A 16,215-nucleotide genomic window follows, 5' to 3' on the forward strand; every position below is an offset into this window, starting at 1 on the left:
CGGCACACATGACCTCCCTCTCCCATCCTGTTTTCGGCGTCGACCGCTCGCTTTCGGGCAAGACCTGGCGCTGGCGCGGCGGCAACATGGACCTCAGCGCCGGCAATGCCGGGCTCGACGACATCGTCACGCAACTGCTGCTTTCGCGCGGAGTGGAGCGCGATGATCTGGCGCGTCACCGCACGCCTTCCTTGCGCGCCTTCCTGCCCGACCCTTCCGAGTTCCGCGACATGGATGCCGCCGCCGAGCGACTGGCGCAGGCGGTGATGTCCGGCGAGACGGTGACCGTCTACGGCGACTACGACGTCGACGGCGCCACCAGCGCGGCGCTGCTGATCCTGCTGTTGCGCGGCCTCGGCCATGATGCGCGCTACTACATCCCCGACCGGCTGCTCGAAGGCTACGGCCCCTCGGGCGAGGCGCTGGTGCGCATCGCCGGCGAAGGCTCCAGCCTGATCGTCACCGTCGACTGCGGGGCGATGGCGCACGAGGCCCTGGCGATGGCGCATGATGCCGGCGTGGACGTGATCGTCGTCGACCACCACAAGTGCTCGGCCGAACTGCCCCGCGCCGCCGCGCTGGTGAACCCCAACCGCCTCGACGAAGGCGTGATCGCCGCCGGGCATGGCCACCTGGCGGCCGTCGGCGTCGCCTTCCTGCTGGCCGTCGCCACCGTGCGGGCGCTGCGCCGCCGCGGCTGGTTCGAGGTTCGCCGCGAGCCGGACCTGTTCTCGCTGCTCGACCTTGTCGCGCTCGGCACCGTGGCGGATGTCGCGGCGCTCCACGGGCTCAACCGCGCGCTGGTGGCGCAAGGCCTCAAGGTCATGGCCAAGCGCGAGAACATCGGCATGTCGGCGTTGATCGACGCCAGCCGGCTGTCGCGCGCGCCGACCTGCAGCGACCTGGGCTTCGCCCTCGGCCCACGCATCAACGCAGGCGGGCGGGTCGGCGAATCGACGCTAGGCGTACGCCTGCTGACCACGCAGGATCCGGACGAAGCGCGCGACATTGCCGCGCAGCTCTCACGCCTCAACGACGAGCGCCGCGCCATCGAACAGGCGGTGCAGGAAGAGGCCGAGGCGCAGATCGCCAGCCAGCACAACCGCGCCGTGCTCGTGCTCTCCGGACATGGCTGGCACCCGGGCGTGATCGGCATCGTCGCGGGGCGGGTGAAGGAGAAGACCGGCAAGCCCGCGCTCGTCATCGCGCTCGACGAGGATGCCGGATACGGCAAGGGCTCGGGCCGCTCGATCAGCGGCGTCGACCTTGGCGCAGCGATCATCGCCGCGCGCGAGGAAGGCCTGCTGGTCGCCGGCGGCGGTCATGCCATGGCGGCGGGGCTGACGATCGCCCCGGACAAGCTCACAGCCTTGGCCGACTGGCTCGACGCGCGGCTCGGCCGGGATGTCGCCGCGGCGGGCGAGAATCGCTCCGTCCTGCTCGACCTCGCGCTCGCTCCGGGCGGGCTCACGCCGGAGCTGGTCGGGACGCTCGATCATGCGGGACCGTTCGGCATGGGCTGGCCCGGCCCCAAGGTCGCGGTCGGCCCCGTGCGGCTCGTCAAGGTGGACGTGGTGGGCAACGATCACGTGCGTGTCATCGCCAGCGGCCCGGATGGCGGTCGGATCAAGGCGATCGCCTTCCGCGCGGCCGAGAGCGACATGGGACAAGCCTTGCTGCACGCCTCGCAAGGGCGGCGGTTGTGGCTCGCCGGTCGGGCCAAGATCGACGATTGGGGCGCCAGGCCGCAAGCCGAGCTGTTGCTGGATGATGCGGCCTGGGCGGACTAGGTCGGGCGCTTCGCCTCGTCGCTTGGCGGGTTGCGGTGTCGCCACGAGATTGCCCCTCAGGCACATAATCGCCGCACCCTCGAGAAACCTGCTTGACCCCCCTGCGAGCCTTGCCTAAAGGCGCGGGCCTGCAAACGGCGCAGCACGGGAATGGCCCCTTCGTCTAGCGGTTAGGACGCGGCCCTTTCACGGCTGAAACACGGGTTCGATTCCCGTAGGGGTCACCATCTCGTGCGCCGGTTGCGGGAACAGATACATGGCTTCATGGCCCCTTCGTCTAGCGGTTAGGACGCGGCCCTCTCACGGCTGAAACACGAGTTCGATTCTCGTAGGGGTCACCATGGCATCGACAACAAGGTTGTTGATGCGACGCTATTCTCCTCATCAGCACACCCGCTCGGCCGCCGTGCAGGACACGCGATCACCGACGACGTGCGTTCGCCACATCACCGTAACAATCGACCGGCACATGCAGCGCCACCGCAAGCGCTTCGAGTGATCACGGTGATGCCACTGCTGAGCGCCCGGAACCCGGGCACCGAAACATCCAGGACCGGCGCTTGAGCCCGGTTCTCCGCCGGGTCGGTGTCAACGCAGGGTGGCTGATGGCCGGGCGCGGGTTCCAGGCCGTGCTCAGCATCGCCTACCTCGCCATCGCCACGCGCACCCTTGGGCTGGTCGACTTCGGCAAGTTCACGTTGGTGGTCGCCGTCGGCCAGGCGATTTCGGCGCTGGTCGGGTTCCAGACCTGGCAGTTCGTGGTGCGCTATGGATCGCAGGCCCTGGCGGCGCAGGACGAGCGCGCGCTGGCCCGAGTGGTCGGTGTCGCCGCCGTGCTCGACTTTGCCGCCGCGGCCCTGGGCTGCCTCATCGCGCTGGGTGTGATCGTGCTGGCCACGCGGTGGGTAGGACTGCCAGACGATTTGCGATTGCCCGCCTTCGGCTTTTGCGCGGCGATGCTGATCGCGGTTCGCTCCACTCCCACGGGGGTGCTGCGGCTCGACCAGCGCTTCCGCGACGCCGCCGTGGCCGATGCTGCCCTGCCCGCGGTGCGCACGCTCGGCGCGCTGGCCGCTGCCTTGTGGCTGCCGAGTGTTGCCGGCCTCCTGTGGGCCTGGGCCGCGGCCGAGCTCGTCACGGCAGCGGTCACCTGGCGCACCGCGATGAAGCATCGCCGGCTGAGCCTCGCCCCCGCGGACCTCAAGCGGTTCGTGCGCGAGGAGCCGGGCTTCTGGCGCTTCGTGCTGATGACCAACTTGTCCTCGACGCTGACGATGACGGCCAAGCAATTCACGCTGATCCTGATCGGCGCCTTCAGCGGCCCTGCCGCAGCCGGCCTCTTCCGGGTCGCGGCACAGTTGGCCCAGGCGCTGGCCAAAGCCACCCAGACCTTCTCGCGCGCGGCGTACTCGGAACTGGTCGAGGCCAGCAGCACAGGCTCCGATCGCGCGCTGCTGCGGCAACTGACGCTGGTCGCCGGCATCGCGGCAGCGGCGATGGTCGGGATCGCGGCGCTGTTGGGTGAGCCCTTGCTGCATCTGATCGCCACGCGCCAGTTCTCGGGCGCTTACTGGCCGGTGGTGATCCTCGTCGGGGCAGCGGGGCTGGACCTCGTGGGCTTCGCCTTCGAACCGGCGATGACGGCGCGAGGGCAGACCAGCGCCGCGTTCTGGCTGCGCCTCGTCTCGACGGGAGCGCTGGTCGCATTGCTCGTGCTGCTGCTGCCGCGCTTCGGTGTCGTCGGCGGCGCGTGGGCAACTTTCGGCGGGAGCCTCGCAGCGCTCCTGCTCACCGGCTGGGGCGTGTTCCGGCAGCCGAGCGCGTCGGCTCGCGCGCACCCTTCGCCCTCGCAAGCGCCTGTATGAGCACGTCATGATAGGCACGCACCATCAGCGGCAGGTCATAGTCACGCACGCGAGCACCGGGACGCACGGGATCGTCGATCTGGCGCAGCAGCGCCGCGGCGAACGCCTCGGCATCCTCCGGATCGACAAGGACGCCATGGCGACCGTGCTCCAGGACTTGGGCGGCATCGCCGGCCGTCACGCTGGCGACCACCGGCGTATTCGCCGCCATGGCCTCGAGCAGCGCGATCGACGATCCTTCCCAGCGCGAGGCAAGCGCGAACACGTGCGCGGCCCTAAGCCACGGGTAGACGTCGTCCGTCGTGCCCGCGAACAGCACATGCTCGCGCACGCCCAAGGCCTCGGCATGCGCGAGGAGCGCTTCCCGATAGCTGGTCGAGCCCGTGCCCAGCACCACAAGGCGGACGGGGCGCTGGCGCCGCACCGTGGCGATGGCTGCGATCAGGCTCTCGAAGCCTTTCTGCGGCTGCAACCGACCGATGGAGAGCACCACCGGCTCGGCCCCTCGCATCGGCTCGGGCGCTGCGCCCGTCGGCTGCGGAACGGCGCTCAGGTCGATACCGTTGGGCACGAACGCCGCACGCCCACTCGCCACATGACTTGCGAAGACCTTGCTGCGAACAAGATTGGCTCCGACCAGGATGGCTCCTCCCGCGCCGCGAACCAGCAAGCTGCTCCAGAAGCGCCGCCAGCGGGTGCGCCAGGGTTGCCCCTGTCGCTCCATCGCATTGCTGAAGACGTAGACCACCGGCAGACGCAGCCCCAGGGTGGCCGCCCAGATGCTGAAGTGGCCGAAGTTGCCTCCCGAAAGGACCACGTCCGGGTTCAACTCGCGCAGGGCCAGGCGCAAGTCCGGCACCACCGTCAGGCGGGGCAGTCTGCCTTGCGCCTCCGCACGCGCGGCCACGAAGCGCGCAGGGACGACATCGGCCGCACCGAACAGCCCGCTCGCGTGGCCCGCCAGCAGCACGACCTCGTCCGTGGCCGCGAGGCGTTGCGCGAGCGCGATCATCGTGCGCACCACGCCGCTCGCGCGCATGTCCTGCACGTAGATGGCAATCTTCATGGGCATGGCCCTTCGCCCGCCAGCATGTCGCAATGATGTCACCGACCGAACTGTGGTACCGGACCAAGAAGGCCTATGCGCTGTATCCGGGCGTCCTGGCGCCCCGCTCGGGCGCGTTCCTGGCGAAGCACTATGCGCAGCGCCGGCGAGACCGCGGCGTCGCCCGTGCCGTGCTCGACGCGGTCGTAGGCGCCGCCTTCCTCGCTTGGGTACCGGCCAGGGCGCGCAGCGTTCAGCGCAAGTTCGGGCTCGACGACGAGTGGCGGCAACGCGCCGTTACCATCGCCCGCCGCCACTTCGCCGATCCCAACGACCTTGCGCTGTTCCGGATCGAGCACGGCGACGCGCTCGACAGCTATATCCGCCGGTTCGAAGACGCCGCGCTCAACAAGATCGTCAACCCGCAAGCGTGGCGTGCGGAGTGCGCGCTGGCGGACAAGATCCGCTTCTATGCCCGCTGCGCCAAGCACGGCCTCCCGCATCCACGCGTGCTGGCCAGGCTCGAACACGGGCGCGTCCACGTCATCGATGACTGGACCGGCCAGCCGCTCCTGATCAAGCCGGCGCGCGGGGAAGGCGGGCGTGGCGTCGCCTTCGTCACCCCATCCGATCCTCGCGACCCGCATTGGGCACGCAAGCTACTCGATGGCCGGCGCGGCGCCTGGCTGGTGCAGGAGCGGATCGCCACCCACGAGGCTTTGCGCGATCTCGCGCTCAACGCTCTGCCGACAGCGCGCATGACCACGATCCTCAACGAGCGCGGCGCCCCCGAGGTCGTGAACGCCGTGCTGCGGATGCCGTCCGATCCGGCGGCCCAGGTCGACAACATGAAGGCCGGCGGCCTGCTCGGCTCGATTGACCTGGAGAGCGGAGCGCTGGGCCTCGCCTGCGCCGGATACGGTGGCGGCGACTACATGGCCCATCCGGTGACCGGCGCCGCGATCGTCGGTCGCATCGTGCCCGACTGGGCGTCTGCCAAGGCGCTGGTCGCCAGCGCTCATGCACGTGCGTTCCGCGACTACGCCCTGGTCGGCTGGGACGTGGGGTTCGCACCCGGCGGTCCGGTGCTGATCGAGGGCAACGGCAAGCCCGGCGTGCTGATGCCCCAGCGCGCAGGCCGCGCCGGGCTTGGCGGACAGCGCTACGGCGAACTGCTGAAGCTGCAACTGGCGAGAAAGCAGATTGCAAGAAAAGCGCCTTTGTCTCGCAACAAAAGAGTCGCGGGCGGCGAGTAAACCAGTGGCATGCATGCAAGCTTCGCCGCCGCGGCGCACTCGCCCTCGATCCCCGCTCCTTTGGAGGTGCCCGAATGGGCCAAGGAGCAGCTGCGGCTGCTCTATGTCGCCAAGCATGCCTGTTCGAACGGGCGGGCGCACGGCGAAGACGGCACGCACGCGGTGTATCACGCCGAGATCCGCGAGGTGCTGCACGACATCGGATTCCAGCCCATGGTGGCCGACGACTATCGCGTGCTGTTCGACCGGCCCAAGGTCGACTTCGTCTTCCCCCTGCTGAACCGCGGCGGCTTTCTCAATTCCGAGATGATGCTTCCGCTGTTGTGCAATCGCCTGGGCCTGCCTTACCTCGGTGCCGGCCCCATCATCCGCGGCGTCTCCGACGACAAGCACCTGACCAAGATGCTCGCCCGCGCACGTGGCATCGCCACTGCCGACTGGGCGATCTACCGCCGTGGTGTCGAGCCCGATCCGGCCCGTTGCCCACGCGCCGGGCGTTACGTGATCAAGCCCAATGCCTCGTCCGCCAGCTGGGGCGTCCGCTCGGCCGAAACCTGGGCCGGCGTGCGCGATGCGGTCGAGGCCATCCACCAGGAAGGGCACGACGCGATCGTCGAGCGGTTCATTACCGGCCACGACATCGAAGTGTCGATCGTCACGGTGAACGGTCGTCCCGTAATCCTGCCGATCATGATCGTGGAGCAGCAGGACCCGTCCGGCCTGCGCACGTATGGCGAGAAGCGCGATCTTGTTACCGGTCCCAAGTCGTTCGCGATCCGCCCGTTCGAGGACGCCCGGCACGTTCCCGAGATCGCCGCCGCCGCGCTCAACCTGATGGATGAGTTCATGCCATTCGACTATGGCCGCTTCGAGTGCCGCCTCGATCTGGAGACCGGGCGCTTCCAGTTTCTCGAGGTCAATCTCAACTGCAACCTGTGGTCGCGCAAGACCATTGGCATGGCCGCCCGGCTTGCCGGCTGGAGCCACGAGCAGCTGATCGAGACGATCCTGTGCGAGAGTCTGGCGCGTAATAACCTGCTTCACCGCGCACCAATGACACATGTCAGCTTCGCCTCCAGGCCAAGCGCCGGCGAGCTGGCGGCAGCGCTATGACGAGCCGCACTAAAAGCGCGCTGGCGGTCACCGCTCTGGTCCTGGCTGGACGTCGCGACGGCGAGATCGATGCCCTCGCAGCGGCGGCCGGCGTCGAGGACAAGTGCATCGTGCCCGTCGCCGGTCGCGCGATGATCCTGCACGTCCTCGCCGCGCTCGATGCGTCACCGCAAGTGGCGCGCATCGTCGTGTCCATCAACGATGCGCGCGTCCTCGATGGCTTACCCGAGGTCGCAGCGATGCAGGCGAGCGGCAAGCTGGTGCTGGCCACTGCGCAGACCAACCTGGTCGACAGCGTCTTCGCAGCAGCCGAGACAGCGCGCTTCCCCGTGCTGGTGACGACGGCGGACAACGTGCTGCTCACGCCGCAAGCCGCAAGCCAGTTCATCGCCGGCGCTGCGGATGCCGACGTGGCGGTCGCCTTCACGCGCCGCGACGCAGTCCTGGCGGCGCATCCCGAAGGGCAGCGCCGATTCTACAAGTTCTCGGACGACAGCTATTCCAACTGCAACACGTATTGGCTGCAATCGGCTGCGTCGCTGGAGATCGCCGAGGTTTTCCGCAGCGGCGGCCAGTTCGCCAAGCACCCGTTGCGCATCGTGGCCGCGTTCGGATTCCTCAACCTCGTGCGCTTCCACTACGGCATTGGCACGCTCGACGCCGCATTCCGCCGCTTTTCCCGGCGTTTCCGCCAGGAGATCAAGGCCGTGCTGCTCGAAGATGGCGCAGTAGCGATCGACGTCGACAACGCCCGCACGCTCGGCGTGGCCGAAGAGATCCTGAGCAGACGAGCGCAAACCGGATCGATGGCCCCTGCTGAACCGCCCGCGACAACGGCGAAACCCGCTTTGGCCCTGGTCGCCGCTCGCTAAGGCCTCCTGCCCCGCCGCTTCCGTCGTTCGCCCCCTTCTTCGCGTCACGTGACAACTCAAGGCCGCTTCGGCCGTTCTCCTTCCGATAACCAGGAGACGATCATGGCAGACCCCCACCCAGACGCCGACCAGGAGCGCGCCAAGTCCGACGAGACCACTCGCCCCGCCAAGCCCGGCGACACCGACACCACCCGGTTCGGCATGGAGGACGGCGACAACACCGATGTCCCCGCCACCGGCCTGGACCCCGAGCAGCAGAGCCCCTCGCAAGACGCCACGACATCGAAGTGATCCGCCGCCGATCCGCCCGCCCGCAGCGCCGAATGACCGCGAGGGCAGGCATCCTATATCAAGTTCGCACGTTTGGCTGAACGACCCTCAAGACGCAGGAGAATAGCAATGGCCGACCTCTCTCAGATCACCGAGCACATGGAAGTCATCGGCGCCGACGGCGTGCATGTCGGCACTGTCGACAAGGTGGACGGCAACCGCATCAAGCTGACGAAGTCGGACAGCGGCGCCGGCGCGCACAGCGGCCACCATCACTACATCTCCGAAGGTCTGGTCGCCGGCATCGAGGGCGACAAGGTCCGCCTCTCGGCCAATGCCGATGTCGCGATCACCTTCGAAGAGGAAGAAGGCGGCAGCTCGACCGCGGACGGCCAGTAAGCGACGAGGCCGGACGGACGATCATGCTCGAACACGTACCTCACTGGCTCGGCGCTATGCTCACCAACGTGCGCGCCGGACACGCCAAGCTCGCCATCGTCCAGGACGGGGTGGCAAGCGGGGTGGAGCGCATCGACTTGTCCAGCCCGGCCTTTGCCGATGGCGCTCGGCTGCCCGAGCGCTTCACGGCAGACGGTATCGGCATCTCGCCCCCACTGGTCTGGGGCGAGGTGCCGGCCGGCACCACCAGCCTGGCCTTGCTCGTCGAGGATCCGGACGCACCCGCGCCCAATCCCCTCGTTCATGCGCTGGTGTGGAACCTGCCGTCGGACGAACGCCGCCTCGAAGAAGGCGAGATCGCTCAGGATGGCGACGGTGAGCTGGACGGCCGCGATGTCGGTCGCAACAGCTACCTTGCCGAGGGCTGGTTGCCGCCCGATCCGCCGACCGGGCATGGCAACCACGATTACGTATTCCAGCTCTTCGCGCTGCGCTCCACACCGGACCTCGGCAGCAACCCAGGCCGTTCGCGTGTGGCCGAGGCACTGCAAGGCAACGTACTTGCCGCCGGGCTTCTGGTGGGCACCTACTCGCGTGGCGAAACGTCGCCGTTGCAGGACGGAACGGACGCGTTCGGCACCGGGCCGGCGCTCGCCTGACTCGAAGCGTCTGGCGTGGAAGACCTGACCGGACGCGTCCGGTCGTAGCGGTGCGTCTGTAAACACCGCCCAAATCGACGAACGCCAAGCCTGAACCGACCGGCGCATTCGACACTGCGGCGATCTGCGTCGATTTACGATCCATGGCAGGCCTGTACTTCCCGGTCATGATCGAAGCCGCTGCTCCGAGGCAGCGCGGTGAGTGTCGTGCGACCCTGTGGTCGATCGCGGGCTTCTGGAGCCTGCGCCTGCTGGTTCTCGCCGCGATCTCGGTTGCCAGCTCCGCCACTTCGCCGGGAGTTCTTACGCGTCGCATGGGCCTTGTCGTGATAGCCGCGACCCTGTGCTACGCCATCCACTTGGTGCTGCGGCCGGTCCGCCCGCGCCCCTTCTGGCAGAGCGCGATCATCGCCGCGATCAAGTGCGGCGACGCCCGCTCATCCAGCACCACGCACTTGCGCAGCGCGGCGCAGCATCGCCCCGATGCACCGCTGCTGTGCGTCAAGGACGATGCACACCCCAGGTCCAGGGAGGTCACGGTCGGCACCGGCCCCAGCACCGGTCCCACCACCGATCTTCGCCTCCTTAACGTCCGCCAGCGCCTCGCCACCCGGTTCGCAGAGCGCTGGTCCCTCAACGCCGGACCGGGAGGGTCACGCGGTTCCCGCGTCGACCTCGGCATTCCCTTGAGGTACGCATGAAGACCTTACGTGTCCTGATCGTCGACGACGAACCCCTCGCCCGCCGCCGCAATTCGACCATGCTTCGCCACATCCAAGGCGTCGAAATCGCCGGCGAGGCAACAGATGGCGACGAGGCCATCCGCATGATCCGCGAACTCGTGCCCGACGTCTTGCTGCTGGACATCGAGATGCCGGGCATGAGCGGATTCGAATGCCTGACACAGCTCGATCCCCAAACCTTGCCGATCGTCCTGTTCGTGACTGCGTTCGACCACTACGCCGTGAAGGCCTTCGATGTCTCGGCGGTGGACTACCTGCTCAAGCCCGTGTCTTTCGACCGCATGCATTCGGCCATCGCGCGGGCGCGCAATGCGCTTGCCACCCGCGATGCCGACAGTCGCATGGCCGAGGTGACCAACGTCATCGCCGCCCTACGCCCCGAGCCGGAACAACAGCCTGCCGCACCGCGCTACGAAACGGAGTTCTGGGTGCCCCGCCGCGGCGAGTTCGTCCGCGTTCCCGCATCGCAGATCGAGTGGGTCGAGGCCGAGCGCGACTACGTGCGCCTGCATACCCGCACCACCAGCCTGCTGCTGCGCGAGACCATGGCGAGCATGGAGGCCCGGCTCGATCCCATGCAGTTCCTGCGCGTCCACCGCTCGGCCATCGTGCGCCAGTCGCTGATCGGCGCAATCCGCCAGGGCGGCTACGGCACGATCAAGCTGGGGCTCACCACCGGTGTGGAAGTACCGATCGGCCGCACTTACACCGCCAGCGTGCGCCAGTTGCTGTCGCGGCGCGATCTGGCGGCTTGAGGCGCGAAATCTACTACGACTCTCGTCATCCCCGCGAAAGCGGGGATCCATCTCCTGACCTCGCGTAAAAGAGCCCACCTGGAGATGGATTCCCACCTGCGCGGGAATGACGAAGTGAGGGGACGGTACGTCGCGCCTGCTCACGATTGCCAACGCGCGCGCCTCGCCGTAAGACGCCTCCTGCGTGCGCCCGTAGCTCAGCAGGATAGAGCACTAGATTCCTAATCTAGGGGCCACAGGTTCGAATCCTGTCGGGCGCACCACAAGCACTTTTTCAGCTAGCATTTACAACACCTTCGGCATCGCTAGCCAAATCGGGCTTCCCGTCGCTAGCCATAATGCGGCCTGCGATCTCGGCCATCTTCCGCTGATCTGCGCCGGCTGTGTAGCGGCTTACTTCACTGTCAGTTTTGTGACCGGTGATCGACTTTATCAGCTGATTGGAGAGACCCATCTCGGCCATTCGGCGTGATGCTGCCTTACGCAGGCCGTGCATCGAAAATCCGTCCAGCGAGGCGGCGCGGCACTGGCGCATGAACCACATGCCGAAGCTGTCATAGGTGAAGGGCGCTCCCTTCGCGCTAACAAGGTAGGCCAGGTGCCCGACTTGAGTGGCGGCGATGCTCTTCGCAAGCTCCGGGTGAATCGGGATCTCGACCGTCGTATCAGTCTTGAGCTGCTTGACCTTGATCCAGCCATCCTTGACGTGCTGCGGCCCCATCAAACGCACGTCCGACTTGCGCTGTGCCGTATAGAGCGCGAGGTCAAAGGCGAGGCGAGGCATCGTTCCCAGCGCGTGATGACGCTCAAACATGCCGATCTGCTCTTCCTGCCATGTAGGGAAGCCGCCCTTGCGCGTCTTCAGCGCCTTGACCGCCCGCGCCGGGTTATCTGTCCGCATGCCCTGGCGCTGCGCGAAGTCGAACAGCTGCCCAAGCCGCTTGCGTAGATTATTGGCCGCGCTCGGGGTCTTTTTCATCTGGCCGATCAGCGTGTCTATATGCTTGGCCGTCATGGTCGCCGCCGTCCGATCGCCGTACTTGGCGCGGAACCGCTCTAGCTCGCCGCGATAGGTCTCTTGCGTAGACGCTTTCAGATCCGACCATTCGGTACTGCGATAGAAGCGCGTGATCAGGTCATCGAAGCTGCCGGGACGCACCTTCGGCTCGCCAACCTTGATCTGGCCATTTTTCTCCCACTGCTTGTATGCCTCGGTAAACTCCGGCGTGCCAACGCTAGCGGTGACATAAATCGTCTGCCACCCGGTTCGGCGCAAGCGCACGCGCTCCTTCCCGCGATTGTCAATAAACGCGCTGGCGTACTTGGGCAGCACTCGGTTCACTCTAGGTCTGCCCACTCGTTCGAATCAGCCTTCTTTTCCGGGGTGCCGGGGAAGATCACGATTTTGCCGGTGGGGTCTATCTCGATCTTCTGCACAGGGACGCCAGCCCGAGCCATGCCGGCCGCGGCCCTGGTCACGTCCGCCTGCCTGAAGCGTGCGCGCGCCGTCATCGCGCTCCCTCCAGCATAGGGGGTGTGGCCTCGACCCACGCCTCCCGCTCGACTTCTTCAGTCCAGCGCTTCAAGGTCTGGGTATGGTCCCCGCACCAAAGGCAATCGCGGCGGTCGCCATCAACCTGCCAGCGCGTGTCCTCACCGATAAAGTAGGAGGCGTGGGCTGTATCGATGGCGCATCGACCAATCTCGGCATACCGCTTCCAGAAGCCATCGAGTGGCGAGAGGTCGGACACAGGGAATGTCCAACATCCAATCTCAGCCCTTCGTCCGCGCCCGAGCACCTGGGCAAGCCTTGTGCCGATGAACCATGTCTCTTCGTCGATCCAGCCTATCCACCTGCAGGCGTCCTTGTCGGTATAGACGGTGGGCAGAGCGCCGCCGAACCTAGCCTGGACGAGCCACTTGCGCAGATTGGGGCTGTACTTGTCGCCGGTGAGCGCCAGGAGTTCCTGCAAGGTCACAACACCGCCTCCGCGCACAACCCGGCCACCAACGCCTCCAGATCGGCCACAGTCTGGCAGCGCTCGAAGGCTTGCTGTGTGGTGTCGCCGTACTCTTCCTCGATGGCCTGGCGAACGTCCATGGGGCAGCAACCGTCTGTGTAGAGATCGGTTAGCTCTGTCTCAGGAGGGAGGTCGGGGAGATCGCGGCGTAGGGCGCGGGAGAGGGTTTGGGGGAGGTTCATGCGGTCAGCTCGGCATAGCGGGCGAGGAAGAACTCGCGAGCTTCGATCGGCGGCATCGGCGTGATGTCGATGTCCGCTGGCGTGCGTCCACGAGTGTACTGCCAATCGTCGCGATTTTGCATGAGCGCGACTTGTTCGGTCGCAAGCATCACGATGTCAGCTTCCTTGACGGACGGATCGAGGGGTAAGCTTAAGCCATAGCGTTTCAGCAGCACCGTTTCGATCGCATGCTCTATCTCCCGATATTGCGGGAGCAGGTCTTTGAGCGGCTTGGCGACATCACCCACGAACGCCTCCGCAGCATCATGCATCAGGCCTGCAAAAGCATGCTCGGGCGGCACAATCTGGCTGACGTAGACACTGTGCTGTGCAACCGAATAGAACTGCTTGCAGTGGCCAGCAAAGCGGCAGATGTGCGATAGGCCGTGCGCGATGTCGCTGATTGCGAACGTAGCGCTAGTCGGATCTAGGAAGTCAAAATACTCCCCGCTGGCTAGCAAAATTGTTGGTCCGACGATGCGCCGGACGGTCGGAGAATGTTCGATCTGTGTACTCATCACCCGAACACTCCAACAACAACCACCATCACCACCGCCATTGCGATAGGAACGATGTGATAGGACCGGGGGCGGGCAAGCTTGGCGCTTACCAGTTCAGGGCATGCTTGGGACATGGTGAGGCCGGTGTGCTTAAGCATCGGGCGCATCCTGACGGACCGGGCTGTTGCCTTCGGTCGAGCCGGTACCCGTCTCGCCGCTCCGCGCTGCCATCCCTTGCGCACGAGAGGACACGTCATTTCGCACCGCCCCACGCGGGTGCATGATCCAGTTATAATCCAGATCAAAATTGTGAGCGTTGCCGATCATGTCGTAGCGATCACTTGAGATCGAAACGCGAGCGAAGGTCCGATAGCCCGCCTTTGGGTTGACGGGGCATCTGTGAACATGGCGTGCGTCAAGCCGGATGAGGTCAATCGGCTCGTACTGGACGATGTTCTCGGGTCGCGCCTGCTCCTCCATCTGCCGCATTGAAATCTCGTGATTGTCGGACAGAGTGAATGGCTGGACACAGAACTCAGTCGGGTCCGCATCAGCCCAGATGTAGCTTACATCGTCAGTGCCGAAGCCATCAGTGTGCCAGCCCAGGCGACCACCCAAGCAACCCGGCTCAACCCATAGCCGCTTGACGGTGAGGTAGACGAACTTGCCGTCAGCGTTAGCGCCTTCGTAATCAAGCGCGGCCTCAACCAAGGGTGCATATCCATCGACATAACGGGGGATCGTGACCGCCGTCTGCCCGGCCAACCGCACCGGCATGTAGAGGGTAAACATCAATTCGCAGTCGGGAATGCAGATGCTGTCCACGACGGTGGGTGCCTCTCCATATTTCATGGCAGCACCTCGAAGATATAAAGGCCAAGCTCCATCTGCACGAACACGGCACAGAAGCCGACATAGGCAAGATTGGTGTCGCGCGGCATGGCAGCGCCGGTCTTGAACGCCATGAACTGACGGCTCTCAAGTGGAGCGTCGGTATCGACTACCGCCCACAACCAGAACATGCCGCCCTGGTCCTGCACGCGGATGATGTCGGCACCCGTGGGAAGCTCCATCGTGAAGCTCTCCAGCACCGGCATCTGGTACTTGAAGATTACCTTGCCGGTCGCGTCGGACATACGAGGGCCACGCAAGCTCTCATCCCAAGCCGCGCTAGGGATAGCCACCGCCTCAGCGGCAGAGACCGCCTGCGGGCTCTGTTCATGGGTAGCCCGGTCCGACTTGTCGGAAGCGCTCATAGTGTTTCTCCCATCCCATAAACCACGCCATTGAGCGGCACGTACCAGTCGTGTCCCCTCTCTTGCTCAGCCTCGATGGCCCGCTGCGTCTCTTGGCGGTCAATCTCCTCCGCGATCCCTTCCGTGTCGTAGGGATCGAAGGGGTAGCAGTGCCGGCCTTCGCGGAGGTCGCCCGAAGCGTGATGTCCGGTCATGTAAAAAGCCCTCCGATCCAGTGGGCGAGGCCGATCATCAGGCCCCATGCAACGCCCAGCACTGCGCCGAGCAAGACGATCAATCCGAGGCAGCTAAGACAGCCGATCTCGGCGGCTACTGTGCGTTCACCGCTCATGGGTGGGAGCCTAGGATGGCGGCAGGGCTGAGTTCCGGCACTTCCTTGCCGAGGACATAAGTCGTACCCTGCTTGATTGGCCGCTTACGTAGATTGCCGACCACCTGCTGAAGCTCATGGTCGTTCTCGGACACATGAAATTCCCAGTCGAGCACTGCGTCAGGCTTGCGCCACAACGTGATGTACCGGCGCTTCTCCCCCGCCTCATCGCTCGCAGCGTTCGCCGGTTCGTTGGATGGGGTGGTGAGTTCGATGAGCATGTTCGCCGCGCGGATCATATCCTCGCCGTGCCGGTCGTTGCCGATCTGTGCCACACGGAGTACTGCGGCGAGCCTCGTAGCCTCCCGCGCCTTGTCGCCGTCCATCTGCGGGGCGAACTCGGGTGCGGAAGGGGTTAGGGCGGCGATGGCGGTTCTCAAGTCCTGCCACTCATCGTCCGGTATGATCCAGCCCATCTCGTTGTTCCGATAGCGATGGGATTGCGATGACACGACATCGAGCGCGGACATTGCCTTCGCCACCGCTTCCACGTTCGCCACGGATGGGGGAAGTGGGGCGACTGGCGGGTGGGGAGACGTCCAAGATACCGGGCCGACTTCGTTGTGCTCACGGTCAATCGGTGTGCCGCACCGCTCGCAAGTCGGCATAAGCTGGTTGTTCTGAAACCAATGGCGATGGCTCAGCTTATCGCCCGCCGTGCGGAACAGGCCGTGACAGGGGTGCTCGCTGATCGGGCGCTCCCCCGCCCCGCCTTGCGCGTCGGTGGCTTGATCTCGGGCGCTCATGATTGCGGCTCGCGGGCGGTGAGAACTTCGCGAACATTCGGCGCCGGGATGTTTTGGCCGGTGGCCTGCAGGAAGCACGCTTCAGCCAGAGCAACGAACTGGATGGCATCCTTGGCGTTATTGACCGTATCGATCCATTCGCTCGGCTCGCTGATGATCGCTTCGATCGCTTCGGCAAGCTTGAGCCACATCGCGCAGACGCGGCGCTCGCACTCGTTGCCGTCCAAAGGCAGGGCGACTGCCAAGACGATCTCTTCGTTGTTCTCAACCATGATACTCTCCTCCCGCTGGCTCGCTGGAGCTGGTGGTGATGTTGCGCAGGTGTTCAGCAGCC

The 16,215-nt window shown here is 65.8% G+C and carries 23 protein-coding genes and 3 tRNA genes; 13 read left to right on the top strand and 13 right to left on the bottom strand.

What is annotated here, in order from left to right; translation table 11 throughout:
• Positions 1-8 precede the first annotated feature (8 nt).
• The 4 genes from recJ (at position 9) to HNO88_RS01305 (ending at position 3,655) form a co-directional block, all read left to right on the top strand.
• Positions 9-1,790 carry a single-stranded-DNA-specific exonuclease RecJ gene (gene recJ / locus HNO88_RS01290; protein ID WP_184241968.1) on the top strand — a complete coding sequence of 594 codons (1,782 nt, stop codon included), beginning with the start codon at positions 9-11 and terminating at the stop codon, positions 1,788-1,790.
• Between the two features lie 152 nt (positions 1,791-1,942).
• A tRNA-Glu gene (locus tag HNO88_RS01295) sits at positions 1,943-2,017 on the top strand.
• A gap of 39 nt (positions 2,018-2,056) precedes the next feature.
• Positions 2,057-2,131, top strand: a tRNA-Glu gene (locus HNO88_RS01300).
• Between the two features lie 219 nt (positions 2,132-2,350).
• Positions 2,351-3,655, top strand: coding sequence for a lipopolysaccharide biosynthesis protein (locus HNO88_RS01305; RefSeq protein ID WP_184241971.1), 1,305 nt, complete (start codon positions 2,351-2,353; stop codon positions 3,653-3,655).
• On the opposite strand, the gene HNO88_RS01310 is transcribed toward HNO88_RS01305, so the two are convergent.
• Positions 3,579-4,721, bottom strand: a complete 1,143-nt coding sequence (locus HNO88_RS01310; protein ID WP_184241973.1) for a glycosyltransferase — start codon at positions 4,719-4,721, stop codon at positions 3,579-3,581. The genes HNO88_RS01305 and HNO88_RS01310 overlap by 77 nt on opposite strands.
• Positions 4,722-4,753: 32 nt before the next feature.
• Here HNO88_RS01310 and HNO88_RS01315 point away from each other — a divergent pair, with 32 nt between their 5' ends.
• From HNO88_RS01315 to HNO88_RS01355, 9 genes are all read left to right on the top strand, one after another.
• A complete protein-coding gene (locus HNO88_RS01315; protein WP_184241975.1) occupies positions 4,754-5,956 on the top strand; it encodes a sugar-transfer associated ATP-grasp domain-containing protein in 1,203 nt (400 codons plus the stop codon).
• 9 nt (positions 5,957-5,965) lie between these two features.
• Complete coding sequence (locus HNO88_RS01320; RefSeq protein ID WP_184241977.1) at positions 5,966-7,069, top strand: D-alanine--D-alanine ligase family protein; 1,104 nt, start codon at positions 5,966-5,968, stop codon at positions 7,067-7,069.
• The gene (locus HNO88_RS01325) at positions 7,066-7,941 is read left to right on the top strand and encodes an NTP transferase domain-containing protein (RefSeq protein ID WP_184241979.1); all 876 of its coding nucleotides are present in this window, start codon (positions 7,066-7,068) and stop codon (positions 7,939-7,941) included. Before HNO88_RS01320 ends, HNO88_RS01325 begins: the two co-directional genes overlap by 4 nt.
• A 102-nt stretch (positions 7,942-8,043) precedes the next feature.
• Positions 8,044-8,232, top strand: a complete 189-nt coding sequence (locus tag HNO88_RS01330) for a hypothetical protein (protein WP_184241981.1) — start codon at positions 8,044-8,046, stop codon at positions 8,230-8,232.
• Between the two features lie 108 nt (positions 8,233-8,340).
• On the top strand, positions 8,341-8,610 hold the full coding sequence (locus HNO88_RS01335; protein WP_184241983.1) for a DUF2171 domain-containing protein: 270 nt from the start codon (positions 8,341-8,343) through the stop codon (positions 8,608-8,610).
• Positions 8,611-8,633: 23 nt separating this feature from the next.
• Positions 8,634-9,269, top strand: a complete 636-nt coding sequence (locus HNO88_RS01340; RefSeq protein WP_184241985.1) for a YbhB/YbcL family Raf kinase inhibitor-like protein — start codon at positions 8,634-8,636, stop codon at positions 9,267-9,269.
• A gap of 143 nt (positions 9,270-9,412) precedes the next feature.
• Positions 9,413-9,970, top strand: coding sequence for a LytS family sensor histidine kinase (locus tag HNO88_RS01345; protein ID WP_184241987.1), 558 nt, complete (start codon positions 9,413-9,415; stop codon positions 9,968-9,970).
• Entirely contained in the window at positions 9,967-10,767 is an 801-nt protein-coding gene (locus tag HNO88_RS01350) for a LytR/AlgR family response regulator transcription factor (protein WP_184241989.1), read from the top strand. Before HNO88_RS01345 ends, HNO88_RS01350 begins: the two co-directional genes overlap by 4 nt.
• A gap of 186 nt (positions 10,768-10,953) precedes the next feature.
• A tRNA-Arg gene (locus tag HNO88_RS01355) sits at positions 10,954-11,030 on the top strand.
• Between the two features lie 11 nt (positions 11,031-11,041).
• On the opposite strand, the gene HNO88_RS01360 is transcribed toward HNO88_RS01355, so the two are convergent.
• The 12 genes from HNO88_RS01360 to HNO88_RS01405 all read right to left on the bottom strand — a co-directional run bounded on the left by HNO88_RS01360 (position 11,042) and on the right by HNO88_RS01405 (position 16,153).
• Positions 11,042-12,100, bottom strand: coding sequence for a tyrosine-type recombinase/integrase (locus HNO88_RS01360; protein ID WP_184241991.1), 1,059 nt, complete (start codon positions 12,098-12,100; stop codon positions 11,042-11,044).
• Between the two features lie 5 nt (positions 12,101-12,105).
• Complete coding sequence (locus HNO88_RS01365; RefSeq protein ID WP_184241992.1) at positions 12,106-12,279, bottom strand: hypothetical protein; 174 nt, start codon at positions 12,277-12,279, stop codon at positions 12,106-12,108.
• The gene (locus HNO88_RS01370) at positions 12,276-12,746 is read right to left on the bottom strand and encodes a hypothetical protein (protein ID WP_184241994.1); all 471 of its coding nucleotides are present in this window, start codon (positions 12,744-12,746) and stop codon (positions 12,276-12,278) included. Before HNO88_RS01370 ends, HNO88_RS01365 begins: the two co-directional genes overlap by 4 nt.
• A complete protein-coding gene (locus HNO88_RS22620; RefSeq protein WP_281383966.1) occupies positions 12,743-12,868 on the bottom strand; it encodes a hypothetical protein in 126 nt (41 codons plus the stop codon). Before HNO88_RS22620 ends, HNO88_RS01370 begins: the two co-directional genes overlap by 4 nt.
• Before the next feature lie 98 nt (positions 12,869-12,966).
• Complete coding sequence (locus HNO88_RS01375) at positions 12,967-13,527, bottom strand: metal-dependent phosphohydrolase (protein WP_184241996.1); 561 nt, start codon at positions 13,525-13,527, stop codon at positions 12,967-12,969.
• Entirely contained in the window at positions 13,527-13,667 is a 141-nt protein-coding gene (locus HNO88_RS21985; RefSeq protein ID WP_221419764.1) for a hypothetical protein, read from the bottom strand. Before HNO88_RS21985 ends, HNO88_RS01375 begins: the two co-directional genes overlap by 1 nt.
• Positions 13,660-14,361 (bottom strand): hypothetical protein, encoded by a 702-nt coding sequence (locus HNO88_RS01380; RefSeq protein ID WP_184241998.1) that lies wholly within the window; start codon positions 14,359-14,361, stop codon positions 13,660-13,662. The genes HNO88_RS21985 and HNO88_RS01380 overlap by 8 nt, the downstream gene beginning before the upstream one ends.
• Positions 14,358-14,765 carry a DUF7352 domain-containing protein gene (locus HNO88_RS01385; protein ID WP_184242001.1) on the bottom strand — a complete coding sequence of 136 codons (408 nt, stop codon included), beginning with the start codon at positions 14,763-14,765 and terminating at the stop codon, positions 14,358-14,360. The genes HNO88_RS01380 and HNO88_RS01385 overlap by 4 nt, the downstream gene beginning before the upstream one ends.
• Positions 14,762-14,959, bottom strand: coding sequence for a hypothetical protein (locus HNO88_RS01390; protein WP_184242003.1), 198 nt, complete (start codon positions 14,957-14,959; stop codon positions 14,762-14,764). The genes HNO88_RS01385 and HNO88_RS01390 overlap by 4 nt, the downstream gene beginning before the upstream one ends.
• Complete coding sequence (locus tag HNO88_RS01395; protein ID WP_184242005.1) at positions 14,956-15,096, bottom strand: hypothetical protein; 141 nt, start codon at positions 15,094-15,096, stop codon at positions 14,956-14,958. Before HNO88_RS01395 ends, HNO88_RS01390 begins: the two co-directional genes overlap by 4 nt.
• Positions 15,093-15,881 (bottom strand): hypothetical protein, encoded by a 789-nt coding sequence (locus tag HNO88_RS01400; protein WP_184242007.1) that lies wholly within the window; start codon positions 15,879-15,881, stop codon positions 15,093-15,095. The genes HNO88_RS01395 and HNO88_RS01400 overlap by 4 nt, the downstream gene beginning before the upstream one ends.
• On the bottom strand, positions 15,878-16,153 hold the full coding sequence (locus tag HNO88_RS01405; RefSeq protein ID WP_184242009.1) for a hypothetical protein: 276 nt from the start codon (positions 16,151-16,153) through the stop codon (positions 15,878-15,880). Before HNO88_RS01405 ends, HNO88_RS01400 begins: the two co-directional genes overlap by 4 nt.
• Positions 16,154-16,215: the final 62 nt, after the last annotated feature.

This window comes from Novosphingobium chloroacetimidivorans (genome assembly GCF_014204535.1).
Taxonomy (GTDB): Bacteria; Pseudomonadota; Alphaproteobacteria; order Sphingomonadales; family Sphingomonadaceae; genus Novosphingobium; species Novosphingobium chloroacetimidivorans.